The 17,432-nt window shown below is 72.9% G+C and carries 12 protein-coding genes; 3 read left to right on the top strand and 9 right to left on the bottom strand.

Features of this window, described 5'->3' with window-relative positions; all coding sequences use genetic code 11:
* Window positions 1–19: 19 nt before the first annotated feature.
* A complete protein-coding gene (locus ACFYP0_RS11500; protein WP_355502278.1) occupies window positions 20–817 on the bottom strand; it encodes an SGNH/GDSL hydrolase family protein in 798 nt (265 codons plus the stop codon).
* A 198-nt stretch (window positions 818–1,015) separates the two neighbouring features.
* Between ACFYP0_RS11500 and ACFYP0_RS11505 the strand changes: the two genes are divergently transcribed.
* Window positions 1,016–2,548, top strand: a complete 1,533-nt coding sequence (locus tag ACFYP0_RS11505) for a M1 family metallopeptidase (RefSeq protein WP_355502275.1) — start codon at window positions 1,016–1,018, stop codon at window positions 2,546–2,548.
* Between the two features lie 80 nt (window positions 2,549–2,628).
* Here the strand turns inward: ACFYP0_RS11505 and ACFYP0_RS11510 are convergent, their stop codons facing one another.
* The 4 genes from ACFYP0_RS11510 to gltB all read right to left on the bottom strand — a co-directional run bounded on the left by ACFYP0_RS11510 (window position 2,629) and on the right by gltB (window position 11,075).
* Window positions 2,629–3,144: a hypothetical protein gene (locus ACFYP0_RS11510; protein ID WP_124854008.1), complete on the bottom strand. Its 516-nt coding sequence runs from the start codon at window positions 3,142–3,144 to the stop codon at window positions 2,629–2,631.
* A gap of 70 nt (window positions 3,145–3,214) precedes the next feature.
* Window positions 3,215–4,612: an MFS transporter gene (locus tag ACFYP0_RS11515; RefSeq protein WP_355502272.1), complete on the bottom strand. Its 1,398-nt coding sequence runs from the start codon at window positions 4,610–4,612 to the stop codon at window positions 3,215–3,217.
* A 174-nt stretch (window positions 4,613–4,786) separates the two neighbouring features.
* Window positions 4,787–6,322: a glutamate synthase subunit beta gene (locus ACFYP0_RS11520; RefSeq protein ID WP_355502270.1), complete on the bottom strand. Its 1,536-nt coding sequence runs from the start codon at window positions 6,320–6,322 to the stop codon at window positions 4,787–4,789.
* Window positions 6,315–11,075: a glutamate synthase large subunit gene (gene gltB, locus ACFYP0_RS11525; RefSeq protein ID WP_355502268.1), complete on the bottom strand. Its 4,761-nt coding sequence runs from the start codon at window positions 11,073–11,075 to the stop codon at window positions 6,315–6,317. Before gltB ends, ACFYP0_RS11520 begins: the two co-directional genes overlap by 8 nt.
* Window positions 11,076–11,219: 144 nt before the next feature.
* Here gltB and ACFYP0_RS11530 point away from each other — a divergent pair, with 144 nt between their 5' ends.
* A complete protein-coding gene (locus tag ACFYP0_RS11530) occupies window positions 11,220–12,065 on the top strand; it encodes a GNAT family N-acetyltransferase (RefSeq protein ID WP_355502266.1) in 846 nt (281 codons plus the stop codon).
* Window positions 12,066–12,101: 36 nt separating this feature from the next.
* Here the strand turns inward: ACFYP0_RS11530 and ACFYP0_RS11535 are convergent, their stop codons facing one another.
* The gene (locus ACFYP0_RS11535; RefSeq protein WP_355502264.1) at window positions 12,102–13,289 is read right to left on the bottom strand and encodes an FAD-dependent oxidoreductase; all 1,188 of its coding nucleotides are present in this window, start codon (window positions 13,287–13,289) and stop codon (window positions 12,102–12,104) included.
* Window positions 13,290–13,298: 9 nt separating this feature from the next.
* The gene (gene lgt / locus ACFYP0_RS11540; protein ID WP_355502262.1) at window positions 13,299–14,480 is read right to left on the bottom strand and encodes a prolipoprotein diacylglyceryl transferase; all 1,182 of its coding nucleotides are present in this window, start codon (window positions 14,478–14,480) and stop codon (window positions 13,299–13,301) included.
* A 102-nt stretch (window positions 14,481–14,582) separates the two neighbouring features.
* On the opposite strand from lgt, the gene ACFYP0_RS11545 reads away from it, so the two are divergent.
* Window positions 14,583–15,257 carry an NUDIX hydrolase gene (locus ACFYP0_RS11545; protein WP_355502260.1) on the top strand — a complete coding sequence of 225 codons (675 nt, stop codon included), beginning with the start codon at window positions 14,583–14,585 and terminating at the stop codon, window positions 15,255–15,257.
* A gap of 100 nt (window positions 15,258–15,357) precedes the next feature.
* Here ACFYP0_RS11545 and trpA read toward each other — a convergent pair whose 3' ends face one another.
* Both trpA and trpB read right to left on the bottom strand, forming a co-directional pair.
* Window positions 15,358–16,161, bottom strand: a complete 804-nt coding sequence (gene trpA, locus ACFYP0_RS11550) for a tryptophan synthase subunit alpha (protein WP_091407799.1) — start codon at window positions 16,159–16,161, stop codon at window positions 15,358–15,360.
* 1 nt (window position 16,162) lies between these two features.
* Window positions 16,163–17,401 carry a tryptophan synthase subunit beta gene (trpB, locus tag ACFYP0_RS11555; protein ID WP_355502258.1) on the bottom strand — a complete coding sequence of 413 codons (1,239 nt, stop codon included), beginning with the start codon at window positions 17,399–17,401 and terminating at the stop codon, window positions 16,163–16,165.
* Window positions 17,402–17,432 lie beyond the last annotated feature (31 nt).

The following is a 17,432-nucleotide window of genomic DNA, read 5'->3' on the forward strand; positions in this document are numbered from 1 at the left end:
ATCCGGTGCTGTGCTCCGGTCAGCCGGTGACGGCGTTCAGCGCCGGCAGGTATCCGTAGCGGTAGCCGTCGGCGTCCGGGTGGTACGCCTCGATGATCCCGGAGATGTCGTTGATCCACGGGTCGGCGGCGCAGACGCCGTGTCCGGCGAAGGTGCTCCGGGTGTCGGCGAAGGTGGCGCCGGCCGCGCTGGCCCGGCCAGCCGTGACCGAGGCGAGCACGTCGGCGGCCTCGTTGAGGATGGTGCGCTTGTAGGTGCTCATCGCCAACCACCCGCAGGAGCCGGTCTCGAACAGTCGCGGGTAGCCGAGGACGATCAGCCGGGCGTTGGGTGCCCGGTTGCGGATGGCGGCGTAGGTGGCGTCCAGCCGGGCGGGCAGCGTCGTGGTGGCGAAGTTCTTCGCGGTGTTGACGGCGTTGGTGCAGGACGAGGTGCTGCCGAAGCGGCAACTGGTGATGACGTTGACGAAACCGGCGTCGTTGCCGCCGATGGTGATGGTGACCAGTGTGGTGCTGGCGCTGAGCGCGCTGACCTGGTCGTTGAGCACGTCGGCGGTGACCGCGCCGCCACAGGCCCGGAAGTTGAAGTTGGTCACGCCATGGGCGGCCGCCCAGAGCGGAGCGTACGACTTCTGGCTGCGCAGGCAGCCGGACGAGTCGTAGGGGCCAGCGCCGACGCCGGAGGAGTACGAGTCGCCGAGCGCGACGTAGTTGACGGCGGCGGCGTGGGCGGCGCCGGGCACGAGCACCACGCCGAGGGCAGCGGTGAGGAGTGCGACCAGCACGGCCAGGACGCGCGCGAGCGGGCGGTGGGGCATGAGGGACCTCCACAGGACAGGGGTGGTGGGATCCTGCGACCGCGCGTGGCCAGGGGTGATCTGTTGTTACTAGTCGGTAATGCTATCGAAACTTGCAGATCAATGGAATGCCTCGACGACACCGCGTGCCGGGCCGGCGACGTTCACAGTTGTCGATTAGGTTGACCTGGCGAACACCCGATGGAGGGAGTCCACCCCGTGCGACGAGTCCTCATGGCGGCCACCACCGCCCTGACCCTCACCACCGCCGGCACCATGCTCGCCGGCACCCCCGGCCAGGCCGCCCCGACGGGCTGGGGCCGTCCGGTCGTCTCCGCCGCGCCGCAACCCGGCGCGCCCGGACTGGGCGACAGCTACTTCCCCGACTACGGCAACGGCGGCTACGACGTCGAGCACTACGACGTCCGGCTGCGCTACGAACCGGCCACCGACCTGCTCACCGGCACCACCACCATCCTCGCCACCGCCACTGAGGACCTTTCGACGTTCAATCTGGATTTCCTGCTCGACGTCGAGTCGGTCCGGGTCAACGGATGGGCGGCCACCACCAGCACCGCGGGGGCGCACGAGTTGGTGGTCACCCCGGCCCGCACGGTGACCCGGGGTCAACAGCTCACCATCGTCGTGCGCTACTCCGGTGTCCCCTCGGAGGCCCTGGTCAACGGCTACACCGGCTGGACGCGTACTGACGACGGCGCCCTCGCCGTCAACGAGCCCGAGTCGGCGTGGTGGTGGTTCCCGAGCAACGACCACCCACTGGACAAGGCCACCTACGACATCTCGGTGTCGGTGCCCACCGGCGTCGAGGTGATCAGCAACGGCGTGCAGCCGAGGCCACCGCTGGCCGAGGCCGGCAACCGCACCCGGTGGATCTGGCGGACCACCTCCCCCACCGCCACCTACCTGGCCTTCATGGCCATCGGCCAGTACGACATCGTCACCGACACCGCCCCGAGCGGCCAGCCGGTGATCAACGCGTACAGCACCTCGCTGGGCGCCCTCGGGCCGGCCGCGCGGGCCAGCATCGAGCGGACCGCCGAGATCGTCGACTGGGAGAGCGGGATCTTCGGCCCGTACCCGTTCGAGGCGCAGGGCGGCGTGGCCGGGCCGGTCGACGGCATCGGCTTCGCGCTGGAGACGCAGACCCGGCCGGTGTACGGGCCGGGCTTCTGGCGACGCGGCGCCAACACCTACGTGGTGACGCACGAGCTGGCTCACCAGTGGTTCGGCGACTCGGTCTCGGTGGCCGACTGGCGCAACATCTGGCTCAACGAGGGCTTCGCCTCGTACGCCGAGTGGCTCTGGTCGGAGGAGCAGGGTGAGGGCACCGCCCAGGAGGTATTCGACTTCACCTACGCCAGTTACCCGGCCGACGACGAGTTCTGGCAGGTGCTGCCCGGCGACCCGGGCGCCGCTCGGGTCTTCGACAACGCCGTCTACGACCGGGGCGCGATGACCCTGCACCAGCTGCGGCTGGCCGTCGGCGACGACGCGTTCTTCGAGATCCTGCCGACCTGGACCGCCGAGCGCCGCTACGGCAACGGCACCATCGAGCAGTTCCAGGCCCTGGCCGAGCGGATCTCCGGGCTGGACCTGGATGACCTGTTCACCACCTGGCTGTTCACCGCCGGCCGGCCCGAGGTGGCCAGCGCCGCCCGCAAGGCCGCCCCGCCGACCGAGCCCAGGTCCTGGGCCAAGATCCGCGAGTCGCACCACCTGATGTCGCACTAGGACTTAGCGTCGGCCGGAGGCACCCGTCGCGCAGGCGGGAGTCTCCGGCCGCGTTTGTCCAGCCGCCTACCGGGGCGCGCTCACGAAACCGCTGGGGAGCCTGCCGCCTCCGCAGTGCTCGCCTCGATGGCGCGGATGTGCCGGTACGCGAACCAGAGCGGCGGGAACGCCCCGACCGCGAAGGACAGGTCGACGACCGTCCAGAACCAGGGGATGTCCCGGATCGGGCCGCAGATCAGCGCCAGCGGGACGATGCCGGCGCAGGCGATCATGCCGACCTGCACCACCCAGACGTTGCGCACCGGGTCGCGCAGCGGCCCCCAGAAGGCCACCGCCAGCACCAGGTGGGCGAAGGCCAACCAGTCGGTGCCGTAGAGCAGGAACGGGTAGTCCTCCCCGGCCGTCACGAGCCCGGTGTGCACCCGCTCGATCCAGGCGACCAGCGCGGGCAGTTGGCCGGCGAGCGGATCCAGTACGCGCAGCAGCCAGCGCACCTCGATCTCCAGCGGAAACGCGGTGACACCACTCAGGAAGAGCCCGATCAGCACGATCCACAGCCATCGACGGGTTCGCCGTAGCCGCTCCTCAATGTCCATGATCGCAGCGTAACGATGATCTTCAGGTCGCCCTGTCCCGGAAGCGGGCCGCCGGGGGGTGACCGCTGTCTCAGCGGTTCGTCACCGGCCCGGCGGTGGCCAACTCCCGGAGACGGACCCCGCCCGACCGCACCGCACCGGCTTCGGCGGGCGCGATGACGCAGACCGCACCGGTGGGCCGGACGATGCGGGCGGCCCGGAACGCCGCTCGTCGTACCGGATGGCGAGGTCGCGGAACGACAAGCGCGAGGGTCGCAGTGCGGCCGCGCTGGCGGTCGAGGGCGACGCCCGCCGCCGTCGTGGCGATCGCCGCCGCGGCTCCGGCGAGGACGAGCGTCTGCCGGGGCCCGGCGTGTTCGGCGAGCCAGCCGAGCAGCGGGGCGCCGACCGCGGCGGAGACGGAGCCGGTGACCGCCAGGGCGGCGAGCACCCGGCCCCGCATCGCGCCGTCGGTGTCGAGTTGGGCGCGGGTGCCGACGGTGGTGTCGATGACCACCGCGGCGGCGGCGATCGGCAGGATCACCGCGGCGAAACTCCAGGTGCCCGGTGCGAGGCCGGCGACGATCTGCAATCCGCTGGCGAACAGGCCCGCGACGACGAGCGTCCGGTAGCCCAGGGAACGCCGCCGGGCCGCGACGAGCGCGCCCACCACCGTTCCGACCGCGAACACTGTCGACAGCAGGCCGTACCCGGAGGCGCCGGCGTCCAGCGGCCCGTCGCTCATCGCGGCCATGGTCACCTGGTAGTTGCGGCCCAGGCTGCCGAGCACGAACGACAGGGCGAGCGCGAGGAGCAGCACCGGCTGCCCGCGCAGGTAGGCGAACCCGGCGCGGACACCGTCCCGGGCCCGGCCGGCGTCCGGGACCGGGAGGCCGGGCACGCCTGCCGGGCGTACGGCGAACAGCGCCACCACCACGGCGGCGAAGCTGGCCGCGTTGATGCCGAACAGCAGGGCGGGTCCGACGGCGGCCACCACCACGGCACCGAGGCTCATGCCGAGGATGCGGCCGGCGGAGTTGGTGAGCGAGCCGAGCGCCAGCGCGTTGCCCAGCGTCTCCCGGTCGACGAGGCTGGCGGCCCAGCGCCCCATCACCGGGCCTTCGATCGCCGAGACGGCACCGCTGGCCAGCGAGATCGCGAAGATCAGCGGCAGGCCGCCGACCCCGGTCAGGGCGACCGCCGCCAGTCCGGCGGCGAGCACCGCGTGGGCGCCCTGGGCGGCGATCAGCAACGGGCGGGCGGGCAGCCGGTCGGCCAGCACGCCACCCCAGACGCTCAGCAGCAGCGTGGGCGCCGCCTGGAGCAGCACGGCGAAGCCCATGGACGTCGCCGAGCCGGTTTCCTTCAGGACGTACCAGTTGACGCCGAGGACCTGCATCCAGGTGCCGATGACGGAGATGAAGCCGGCGAGGGCCCAGATCCGGTAGTTGCGGTGGCGCAACGCGGCGAAGGTGGCACCTCTGGCCACGACGAACCTCCAGCGATCGGCAGCATGATCATTCACACCGATCGCGGCGCGGTTCGGCAGCCGGCAAGTCTTGCCGGCTTAAACCTTTTTGCCCACATTTGTGAGCGGCTTCACCAGCGGGAATGTCCGGCCGGTGCGGCGGCGGACCTGCCGCACCGACCGGACGCCCGCACCTCAGCGAGCGGCGAGAGCCTGCGCGGCCGGACCCACCGGGGCCGGCAACGCACCGACACCGCCCAGATAGCCGTGGATGGCGGCGGCGACCGCCCGCCCCTCGGCGATGGCCCAGACGATCAACGAAGCGCCCCGGTGCATGTCACCGGCCACGAACACCCCGTCGGCGTCGGTCTGCCAGTCGTCACGGGCGTCGATGGCGCCCCGAGGGTTGCGGGTCACACCGAACTGGGCCAGCAACGGCTGCTGCTCGGTGCCCTCGAAACCGATCGCCAGCAGCACCAGATCGGCCGGCAACTCCCGCTCCGAGCCCGGCACGACGGTGACGACCCGTCGGCCGTCACGCTTCTCCACTGTCACCTCGGCGATCCGCACCGCCCGCACCTGGCCGGTGCCGTCGTCCACGAACTCCTGCACCGCCACGGCGAAGACCCGCTCGCCACCCTCCTCGTGCGCCGGGTAGCTGCGCAACACCCACGGCCAGGTCGGCCACGGGTCCCGTGCCTCGTCGCGCTCCTGCGGCGGCTGCGGGTACAGGTCGAGCTGGTGCACGCCCGCGGCGCCCTGGCGGTGCGCGACACCGAGACAGTCGGCCGCCGTGTCACCGCCACCGATGATCACCACGTGCTTGCCGGCCGCGTCGATCGGCGTGCCATCCGGCAACACCGCCGGCGCCAGCCGACGCTCGGCGGTGGCCACCACGCCGGCCTGGTCGGCGGCCGCGGTGGCGACCGCGCGATTCGCCGCGACCAGGTGCGCCATCGCCTGGTGTACGCCCCGAAGCGCCCGCCCCGGGGTTTCCGGCGTGTCCCGGCCCTGCAACGCCCCGCAGGCCAGCAGCACCGCGTCGTGCTCGGCGCGCAACTGCTCGGCGGTCACGTCCACCCCGACGTTCACGCCGGTGCGGAAGCGCACCCCCTCGGCGGTGAGCTGGGCCAACCGGGCATCGATGTGCCGCTTCTCCAACTTGAAGTCGGGAATGCCGTACCGGAGCAGGCCACCGATCGCGTCGTCGCGTTCGTACACCGTCACCGCGTGACCGGCGCGGGCCAACTGCTGGGCGGCGGCGAGGCCGGCGGGCCCGGAGCCGACGACGGCGACCGACCGGCCCGACGGCGCCGGCACCGGGTGGGGGGTGAACCCCCGCGCTGCGGCAGCGTCGGCGATCTCCACCTCGACCTGCTTGATGGTCACCGGTTGACCGCCGGAGATGCCGAGCACGCAGGCCGCCTCGCAGGGCGCCGGGCAGAGCCGGCCGGTGAACTCCGGGAAGTTGTTGGTGGCGTGCAGGGACTCCACCGCGGCGTCCCAGTTGCCGGTACGCACCAGGTCGTTCCAGTCCGGGATGCGATTGCCCAGCGGGCAGCCGTCGTGGCAGAACGGGATGCCGCAGTCCATGCATCGCGTGGCCTGCTCACGGACCAGTTCCTCGCCGGCCGGCGGGTACACCTCCCGCCAGTCGCTGATCCGCACCGGCACCGGGCGGCGGGCCGGCAGCCGCCGGTCGTAGCGCAGGAAACCGTTCGGGTCAGGCACGTGCCACCTCCTGGGCAACCACCCGCGGGGCGGGCGGCACCGGCGCGGCGGGGGCGCTGAGCGCGCCCATCACCGCGTCGTCGACGTCGCGGCCGGCTGCTTCGGCGGCCCGCATGATCTCCAGCACCCGGCGGTAGTCGCGGGGTACCACCGCGGTGAACTCGGCCACCGCCTCCGGCCACCGCTTGAGCAGCTCCTCGGCGACCGCCGACCCGGTCTCGGCCACGTGCCGTTGAACCAGCTCGTGCAGCAGCGACTGCTCCTGCTCGCCCAGCGGCAACAGGTCGACCAGCTCCGCGTTGACCCGGGCCCGGTCCAGGTGGTGCACGTACGCCGTGCCGCCGGACATGCCGGCCGCGAAGTTCCGGCCGGTCCCGCCCAACACCACCACCGTGCCGCCGGTCATGTACTCGCAGCCATGGTCGCCGACGCCCTCGACCACGGCGATCGCACCGGAGTTACGGACCGCGAACCGCTCCCCCACCCGGCCGCGCAGGAAGACCTCGCCCGCCGTGGCCCCGTACAGGATGGTGTTGCCGGCGATGATCTGGTCCTCGGCCCGCTGTCCCGGCTCGGCGTCCGGGTCGAGGAACGGCGCGGCGGCGTCCGGACGGACGATGAGCCGACCCCCGGAGAGGCCCTTGCCCACGTAGTCGTTGGCGTCGCCGTGCAGGCGCAGGGTCACCCCGCGCGGCAGGAACGCGCCGAACGACTGCCCTGCCGTGCCATGCAGCACGAACTCGATGGTGTCCTCGGGAAGGCCGGCGCCACCGAAGCGACGGGTCACCTCACCGCCGAGCATCGCGCCGACGCTGCGGTGCTCGTTGCGCACCGCCACCTCGACCCGCACCGGCGCCCCGTCCTCCAGGGCCGGACGGGCCAGCGCGATCAGCTCGTTGTCGAGCGCCTGCTCCAGGCCGTGATCCTGCGCGCGGACCCCGCGTCGGGCCGCGCCGGCGGGCAGCTCCGGCAGGTGCAGGACGGGCGCCAGGTCCAACCCGTGCGCCTTCCAGTGCGTCACCGCCGGGGCCACGTCGAGCACCTCGGACTGCCCGATCGCCTCCTCGATCGACCGGAAGCCCAACTCGGCCAGGTAACCCCGGACCTCCTCGGCGAGGAAGAGGAAGAAGTTCTCCACGAACTCCGGCTTGCCGGTGAAGCGCTCCCGCAGCACCGGATTCTGGGTGGCGATGCCGACCGGGCAGGTGTCCAGGTGGCAGACCCGCATCATCACGCAGCCCTCGACGATCAGCGGCGCGGTCGCGAAGCCGAACTCCTCCGCGCCGAGCAGCGCCGCGATCAGCACGTCCCGGCCGGTCTTGAGCTGACCGTCGACCTGCACGGTGACCCGGTCGCGCAGCTTGTTGAGCAACAGCGTCTGCTGCGCCTCGGCCAGGCCCAGCTCCCACGGGGTGCCGGCGTGCTTGAGCGAGTTCATCGGGGAGGCGCCCGTGCCGCCGTCGTGGCCGGAGATCAGGATGACGTCCGCCTTGAGCTTCGCCACCCCGGCGGCCACGGTGCCGACGCCGACCTCGCTGACCAGCTTGACGTGCACCCGGGCCGCCGGGTTGACGCACTTCAGGTCGTGCACCAACTGGGCGAGGTCCTCGATGGAGTAGATGTCGTGGTGCGGCGGTGGGGAGATCAGACCCACGCCGGGAGTGGCGTGCCGGGTCCGGGCGATCCACGGCCAGACCTTGTTGCCGGGCAGCTGACCGCCCTCGCCCGGCTTGGCGCCCTGGGCCATCTTGATCTGGAGGTCGTCGGCGTTGACCAGGTATTCGCTGGTCACACCGAAGCGGCCGCTGGCGATCTGCTTGACCGCCGAACGCCGGGCCGGGTCGTGCAGCCGTTCGACGTCCTCGCCGCCCTCGCCGGTGTTGGACTTGCCGCCGAGCCGGTTCATGGCGATGGCGAGCGTCTCGTGCGCCTCCGCCGAGATCGACCCGTACGACATGGCGCCGGTGGCGAACCGCTTGACGATCTCGGTGGCCGGCTCGACCTCCTCGATCGGCACCGCCGGACGGACGCCGGTGCGCAGAGTGAACAACCCGCGCAGCGAGCCGGCCTGCGCGGCGAGCGCGTCGACCTTGGCGGTGTACTGCCGGAAGACGTCGTACTGCCGGCTGCGGGTGGCGTGCTGCAGCAGGAAGACCGTCTCCGGGTTGAACAGGTGCAGCTCACCCTCGCGGCGCCACTGGTACTCGCCACCGACCTCCAACCGGTCGGAGGTGACGGTGCCGGCCGGCGGCCAGGCCAACGCGTGTCGGGCGGCCACCTCGGTGTGCACGCCGGCGAGACCCACCCCGCCGATGCGGCTGGGGGTGCCCCGGAAGTAGCGCTCGACCAGCCGGCTGTCGAGGCCGACCGCCTCGAAGACCTGCGCACCGCAGTACGAGGAGACCGTCGAGATGCCCATCTTGGACATGATCTTCAGGACGCCCTTGCCGAGCGCCTTCGCGTAGTTGCGCACCGCCGCGGCGGGCTCGACCCCGGCCAGCGTGCCGGCGGCCGTCATTCGGTCCGGAGCGCCGCCTAGCGGCGCGGAGGCCGAATTATGGCCGTAAGCGATCATGTCCTCGACCGACTCGAACGCCAGGTACGGGTTGACCGCCGCCGCGCCGTAGCCGATCAGCACCGCCGCGTGGTGCACCTCCCGGCAGTCCCCGGACTCGACGACCAGCGCCGCCCGCGTACGGGTCTGCTCGCGGACCAGGTGCTGGTGCACGGCGGCGGTGAGCAGCAGCGACGGAATCGGCGCCAGGTCGGCGTTGGAGTCCCGGTCGGAGAGCACCAGGATGCGGACGCCGTCCTCGATCGCCTCGGAGACGTGCCGACAGATCTCGGTCAGCCGCGCCTTGATCCCGGCGGCGCCCTCCCGGATCCGGTACAGCCCGGAGACCCGGACCGCCTTGAAGCCGGGCAGGTCGCCGTCCTCGTCGATGGAGAGGATCTTCGCCAGCTCGTCGTTGTCGATGATCGGGTGCGGGAGCACGATCTGCCGGCAGCTCGCGGCGCCCGGGTCGAGCAGGTTGCCCTCCGGCCCGATGGTCGACGCCAGGCTGGTCACCAACTCCTCGCGGATGGCGTCCAGCGGCGGGTTGGTGACCTGGGCGAAGAGCTGGTGGAAGTAGTCGTAGAGCAGCCGCGGCCGGGTGGACAGCGGCGCGATCGGGGTGTCGGTACCCATCGAGCCGAGCGGCTCGACGCCGGTGCGGGCCATCGGCCCGAGCAGGATCTTCAGCTCTTCCACTGTGTAGCCGAAGGTCTGCTGCCGGCGGCGCACCGAGTCGTGCGTGTAGACGGTGTGCTCGCGGGCCGGCAGGTCGTTCAGCTCGATCAGCCCGGCGTGCAGCCACTCGCCGTACGGCTGGGCGGCGGCCAACTCGGACTTGATCTCCTCGTCGTGCACGATCCGCCCGGCCACTGTGTCGACCAGGAACATCCGGCCCGGCTGGAGTCGCCCCTTGGCGACCACGTGGGCCGGGTCGAGGTCGAGGACGCCCGCCTCGGAGCCGAGCACCACGAGCCCGTCGTCGGTCTGCCACCAGCGCCCCGGGCGCAGCCCGTTGCGGTCCAGCACCGCGCCGACGATCTCGCCGTCGGTGAAGGCCACCGACGCCGGACCGTCCCACGGCTCCATCAGGCTGGCGTGGAAGCGGTAGAAGGCGCGCTTGGCCGGGTCCATCCCCGGGTCGTTCTCCCAGGCCTCGGGGATCATCATGAGCACCGCGTGCGGCAGGCTCCGCCCGGCCAGGTGCAGCAACTCCAGGACCTCGTCGAAGTTCGCCGAGTCGGAGGCGGCGGGGGTGCAGACCGGGAAGACCCGCCGGATGTTGCCCGGCACGTTCGGCGAGCGCAGGAGCGCCTCGCGGGCCTGCATCCAGTTGCGGTTGCCCCGGATCGTGTTGATCTCGCCGTTGTGGGCGATGAACCGGTACGGGTGCGCCAGCGGCCAGGACGGGAAGGTGTTGGTGGAGAAGCGGGAGTGCACGAGCGCGATGGCGCTGTCCACCCGCTCGTCGCGCAGGTCCGGGTAGAACGCCGGCAACTGGTCGGGCGTGAGCATGCCCTTGTAGACCATGGTGCGGCTGGACAGCGACGGGAAGTACGCCGGAACGCCGCGCTCGGCGGTCTCCCGTTCGGCCTGCTTGCGCAGGCAGAACGCCACCCGGTCCAGCTCGATGCCGCGCAGTGGGGAGCCGGCCGGCCCGTCGGGCGCGTCGGTGAGGCGGTGCGCGGCCAGGAAGAGCTGCCGGACCCGGGGCATCGCCGCGAGGGCGGTTTCGCCCAGGTCACTCGGGTCGATCGGCACGTCCCGCCAGCCGAGCAGGTCGGCGCCCTCGACCAGGGCGTACTTCTCGACCACCCGGCGGGCACGCGCCTCGGCGGCATCGTCGTCGGGAAGGAAGACCAGCCCCGTGGCGTACTCGCCCGCCGGGGGAAGCGCCACGTCGGCCACCGCACGCAGGAACGCGTCGGGCACCTGGATCATGATGCCGGCGCCGTCGCCGGTGTTCGGCTCCGCGCCACGGGCGCCCCGGTGGTCCAGCCGACAGAGCGCGCCGAGCCCGTTGGCGACGACCGAGTGTGAACGTCGGCCGTGCAGGTCCGCCACGAAGGCCACGCCGCAGGCATCATGCTCCTGCGCTGGGTCGTAGAGGCCCTGGGCGGACGGACGGGGGTGGGGCGTCGGGGACGCCTGCGGGCTGTGCGGGTGCGGCTGTTCTGTGTCCGCGTACGGCTGAGCCACCGGGCCTCCTGTCGTCACTCAGGTTGGATCATGGTGGGGACGACGTCGGCCCGTGGGTCTATTGAGTCTACGTTAGGGCCGGGGTCGCACGGCCACCCGAGATTGATCACACCGTCCACTGGCTGGGACGTGTAGTCTCGCGCGGTGGATCCGCGACACAAGCACGTCTTCGACCGGTTGGAACGCTTCTACGACGCGGTGCCCCGCGACGTCGCCGGCGCGGAGGAACATGGCGCGCTGGTGCTGTTCGTCCGCGAAGGTGCCGGCTGGCCGTTCTACGCCCGCCCCCGGATCGACGCCACCGAGCCGCCGTCGCTGGCCGACGTGGTCTCGGTCCGCGAGCGCCAGCGGAAGCTGGGCCTGCCGGAAGCCTTCGAGTGGGTGCACGAGACGACCCCGGAGCTGCTGGCGGTGGCCCGCTCGGCGGGACTCAACGTGCTGGAGGCGCCGCTGATGGTGCTCGACCCGAGCGCGCTGCCCGACCCGGCGACGCTCTCCGACGCGGCGGTGCGGGTGCTGGCAGCCGACTCCCCCGGCTTCGCCGCCGATGTCGCCGCCCGGCGTGCGGTGGCAGCGGTGGCGTTCGCCGCCGCCGGCACCGCGCCCGGCGAGGCCGGCCCGGCCGAACGCGACGCCGCCGTCACCGAACTCGAACTGGCCGCGCTCGACGAGGAGCGCGTCCGGATCGCCGACGGGCGACGGATCTCCGCGCTGGCCGGCACGCCGACCGAGGGCGCGCTGGCCAGCGGCATGGCGATGCGGGTGGACGACGTCGCCGAGATCGCCGGGGTGGCCACCCTGCCGTCCGCCCGACGACGCGGGCTGGGCGCCGCGCTCACCGCCACCCTGGCCCGGGAACTCCTCGCCGCCGGCACCGAACTGGTCTTCCTCTCCGCGGGCAGCGAGGAGATCGCGCGGGTCTACCTGCGGGTCGGCTTCCGCCGAATCGGCACCGCCTGCATCGCCGAACCCGCCGCACTCATCCCCTGACCTGTCTCGCCCCGCTGACCAGCCTCGCGGCCGAGGTCAGGCCGGTGGGCGCCACTGGGCGGCGGAGGCGGCGGCGCTGGAGAGCAGTCGGGAGTTGATCGTGCCCAGCGCCGCGTCCCGGGCGCGCAGCGCCAACCGGCCCCGGGTCTGGAGCACCGCCGACATCCGCCGGGTCTGCCGGACCACGGTCGCGGCCCGGGGGCGGCGCACCCGGTCGTACGCCTGGACGGCGTCGGGCAGCCGGGCCTCCCGCAGCAGCGACGCGAGCGTGGCGGCATCCTCGAACGCGAGGCAGGCGCCCTGCCCGAGGTGCGGCGGCATGGCGTGCGCCGCGTCGCCGAGCAGCACCACCCCACCGGGCCCGACCGGAAAGCCGTACGCCCGGGGCAGCGGGCGCAACTCGCGAACCTCCTGTTGGACCAGGTCGGCCGGGTCGGTGGCGTCGAGCAGCGCGCCGACCGGCGCGGGCCAGCCCGCGTACCAGCGGCGCAGCAGGGCGAGCTGGGTCTCCGGTGGTTCCGGACGGGGCGCGCCAGCGGCGGTGGCCACCCAGTAGATGCCGCCCCGGGTGGACCCGCCCGAGGAGCCGCGCTCGCCCAGCGACGCGGCCACGAACCGGTAACCCGCGCCGAGAATCTCACCGGCCAGCGGCTGATCGTCGGGGAGTCGAGGTGCCTGGTACCAGGGGATGACGGCCCGCCAGGCGGCGCACCCGGAGCTGACGACCCGGGACTCTGGCGCGAGTTGGCGACGGATGCCGCTGTCCGTGCCGTCGGCGGCCACCACCAGATCGGCCTCGATGGTGTGCCGCCCGTCGCTGACTCCCGGCCGCTCGCCCGGCTCGACGCGGACGTGGCGCACGGACACCCCGGTCCGCAACTCGACCCGCTCGCCGAGGCCGGCGATCAGCGCGTCGTGCAGATCCTCCCGGTGCACCACCACCGGCATCCGGTCGGCCGGGATGGGCCGGGGCTGCACGAGCCAGTGCCCGTCCGGGCGACGGACCCCGCCGTCGGGCAACGGGGTGGCGATGGCGGCCAGGCCGGCGCCGAGGCCGAGGGCCTGGAGCGCGCGGACGCCGTTGGGCCAGAGCACCACTGCGGTCGGCTCGGGGCGGACCCGTTCGGCGCGTTCCAACAGGGTGACCTGCCAGCCGGAACGGGCCAGCGCGCCGGCCACCGCGAGGCCACCGACCCCTGCGCCGACCACCACCGCGCTTCGCATCGGTGCCGCTCAGCTGTCCCGGTCGGCGGGACGCGCGCCCGTGGCGTCGGCCCGGTCGGTGCGAGCGGCCGACGGTTCGTCCACCGGCTCGTCGTCGCTCGACGTGAGGTCGGCGGCTGCCGTGTCGTCGGACGGCTGGCCATCATCCGACCGGGAGTCGTCGTCCGCCGGCGGTACGACGCCGGTGTCCTGCCAGGCGGCGTACTGCTCCTCGCTCACCACCCGGTAGCCCTCCGGCGCGGCGGCCCGCGCGGGGGTCTCCCGCTCGGAGAGGTCGACCTGGGACAGGTCGGACGTGGGGGGCGGGGTCGTCGTCGTCGCCGCCGGGCCGAGCGGGATCAGGTAGTCCCGAGGACCACGCACCCGTACGAAGTAGATCAGGGCGCCGAGAAAGACCAGGGCGGCGGTCCAGACGTTGAGCCGGACGCCGAGGATCTGGTTGGCCTCGTCGGTGCGCATCAGCTCGATCCAGAACCGGCCGACGGTGTAACCCATCACGTAGAGCGCGAACGCCCGGCCCCGGCCCAGCTTGAAGCGGCGGTCGAGGACGAGGACCAGAGCTACGACGCCGAGGTTCCACAGCGCCTCGTAGAGGAAGGTCGGCTGGTAGAGACCCGGTTCGAGGATCGGCTGCCCGGCGTCGTCGCGGAGGGCGTGCCCGGGGTTGTCCGGGTCCATCCGGTGGATCTCCAGACCCCACGGCAGGGTCGTCCGGCCACCGAAGAGCTCGTTGTTGAACCAGTTGCCGATGCGGCCGACGGCCTGGGCCAGCGGCAGCCCGGGGGCCAGCGCGTCGGCCACCACGCCGAACGGAATGCCGAGCTGTCGGGCCGCGATCCAGGCACCGAGCGCGCCACCGGCGACCGCGCCCCAGATGCCCAGACCGCCCTCCCAGATGGCGAACGCCTTCATCGGGTCCCCACCGGCCCCGAAGTACTTCTCGGGTGAGGTGATCACGTGGTAGATCCGGGCGCCGATGATGCCGGCGGGCACCGCCCAGACGGCAATGTCGAGCACCGCGCCGGGCGCGACGCCGCGCTGCCGCAGCCGGCGCTCCGTCACCCAGCAGGCCAGCACGATGCCGGCAATGATGCAGAGCGCGTAGGCCCGGATCGGCACCGGCCCGAGCTGCCAGACCGCGGTGCTGGGGCTGGGCAGGGCCGCCTGGGGGGAGAGCGAGGCGAGGGTCACGGGTGCACACGCTACCGCTGCACACCCCCGCAGCGGCACCCCGGGCCGCTGGAGGGCACATCCCGGTGACTTCTGGTTTGCACCGCCGTAGGCTCTTTGTCCATGAGCGCGCTCACCTGGGCGGTCGCCGCGGTCGTCACCGACGACACCGGTCGGGTGCTGCTCTGCCAGCAGGGTCGGGGTGCCCGCCGCTACGCGCTGCCCGGCGGGCGGCTGCGCCCGGCCGAGGGCCCGGTGCGGGCGGCGCTACGAGACATTCGCGCCGAGACCGGCTGGGACATCGAGCTGACCGACCTGGTCGGCATCTACCAGGTGAGCGGCGCTTCGGGAGAGGCCGCGGCGGGGCGCGCCGGCCCGCTTCCGGACGTCCTCGTGCACGTGTTCCGGGCCCGCGCGGCCGGGGTCCGACCCGCCACCGACCCCCCGCCGGGCTGCCGATTGTCCTGGCACTCCCCCGACGCGCTGCCCGAGGTGGTCACCCCGCTCACCCGGGCCGCCGTCACCGACGCGACCGCCGGCCGCTCCGGCGTGCTCCGCGACGTCGGCTGCGTGCCCGGCACCGTCGACTCCGCGCCGCTGCCGGCGGCTCGCCCAGCCGAGGACGGCCGGCCGGCAGCCGACCAGGACGCGCGGCCCCCGGGCACCGGCCAGGACGAGCAGCGGCCCGCGACCGACCACGACATGCCGGGACCCGCGACCAGCCACGACGGGTATCCGGGAGCGGGGCAGCCACCGGAGCAACGCGGCGAGGCCGCGAACCCGTCCCTGCACCCTTGACCATCCGCGACCGTCCCGAGGTCCGCCGCCTGGTCGCGGACAGCCCGGCCGCCGCGCCGACACGAGCGTAGAGCCGAGCCGAGCTCAGCGCGGGCCGGGCTCAGCGGGTGGGGTTACGGACGCCCTCGGCGAGTTCGGCGCTGAGCGTGCGCAGGGCGGCCAGCCCGTCGGCCTCGGTGGGCGCGTCGAGCACACACCGGACCAGCGCGCTGCCCACGATCACCCCATCGGCGTAACCGGCGACGGTGCCGGCCTGCGCGCCGGTACCCACACCCAGGCCGACACCGATCGGCAGGTCGGTGACCGCGCGGGCCCGGGAGACCAGCGTCGGGGCGGCGTCGGAGGTACGCGCCCGGGCACCGGTCACCCCCATCACGGCGGTCGCGTAGACGAAGCCGCGGCAGTGCTGCACCGTCATCGCCAGCCGAGCGTCGGTGGACGACGGCGAGACCAGGAACGTGCGGTCCAGCCCGTGCGCGTCCGAGGCCGCCAGCCACTCGTCGGCCTCGTCAGGGATGAGGTCCGGGGTGATCAGGCCGGTGCCGCCGGCGGAGGCCAGGTCACGGGCGAAGACGTCCACGCCGTACCGCTCCACCGGGTTCCAGTAGGTCATGGTGACCACCGGAGCGCCGGTGGCCGCCACCGCCTCGATGATGCGCATCGTGTCCGCGGTGCGTACGCCCCCGGCCAGCGCGATGTCGCTGGCCCGCTGGATCACCGGCCCGTCCATCACCGGGTCGGAGTAGGGAATCTCCACCTCGATCACGTCCACGCCGGCCTCGACCATGGCGGTCATCGCGGCGATGCTGCCCTCGACGGTGGGGAAACCGGCCGGCATGCAGCCGACCAGCAGTGCCCGTCCGTCGGCGCGGGCCTTGTCGAAGGCCACCCCGATCCGGCTCATCTCACCGCTCCTTGTCGAGGATGCCGAAGTAGTCGCCGGCGGTGTGCACGTCCTTGTCGCCCCGCCCGGAGAGGTTGACCACGATGGTGGGCTCCCGGCCCAGCTCCGCGGCGAGCTTCGGAGCCAGCGCCACGGTGCCGGCGAGCGCATGTGCGCTCTCGATCGCCGGGATGATGCCCTCGGTACGGCAGAGCATCTCGAACGCGGCCATCGCCTCGTCGTCGGTGACCGGCAGGTAGTTCGCCCTGCCGGTGTCGTGCAGCCACGCGTGCTCGGGCCCGACGCCCGGGTAGTCCAGGCCAGCGGAGATCGAGTGCGACTCCAGGGTCTGCCCGTCGGCGTCCTGGAGCACGAAGGTGCGGGTGCCGTGCAGCACCCCGGCCGACCCGCCGGTGATGCTCGCCGCATGCCGGCCGGTGGACACCCCGTCGCCGCCGGCTTCGAAGCCGTACAGCCGCACGGCTTCGTCGCCCACGAAGGCGTGGAAGATGCCCAGCGCGTTGGAGCCGCCACCGACGCAGGCGGTGACGGCGTCCGGCAACCCACCGGTGAGGTCCAGGCACTGTTGACGGGCCTCGTCACCGATGCCCCGGACGAAGTCGCGCACCATCGCCGGGAACGGGTGCGGGCCCGCGGCGGTGCCGATCAGGTAGTGCGTCTCGTCGACGTTGGCCACCCAGTCGCGCATCGCCTCGTTCATCGCGTCCTTGAGGGTGCGCGAGCCGTTGGTGACCGGGACGACGGTCGCGCCGAGCATCCGCATCCGGGCCACGTTGAGCGCCTGCCGCTCGGTGTCGACCTGGCCCATGTAGACCACGCACTCCAGGTCGAACAGGGCGGCGGCGGTCGCGGTGGCGACACCGTGCTGGCCGGCGCCGGTTTCCGCGATCACCCGGGTCTTGCCCATCCGCTTGGTGAGCAGCGCCTGGCCGAGCACGTTGCGCACCTTGTGCGCACCCGTGTGGTTGAGGTCCTCGCGCTTGAGCAGCACCCGCGCGCCGACCTTCGCCGAGAACCGCCGGGCCTCGTAGAGCAGCGAAGGCGTGCCGGCGTAGTCGCGCAACAGCGCACCGAACTCCGCCCGGAAGGACTCGTCCGCCATCGCCGTACGCCACGCCCCGTCGAGCTCGTCCAGCGCGGCCACCAGGGCCTCGGGAACGAACCGACCGCCGAAGCGGCCGAAGTGGCCGGCGGAGTCGGGCTGCGGGCCGGCCACCGGGGCCAGCGCGTCGGCGCTCATCGGGAATCCTCTCGGTGGGACGTCAGACCGG

Origin of the sequence: Micromonospora arida, from assembly GCF_042873195.1 — a bacterium.
GTDB lineage: Bacteria > Actinomycetota > Actinomycetes > Mycobacteriales > Micromonosporaceae > Micromonospora > Micromonospora arida.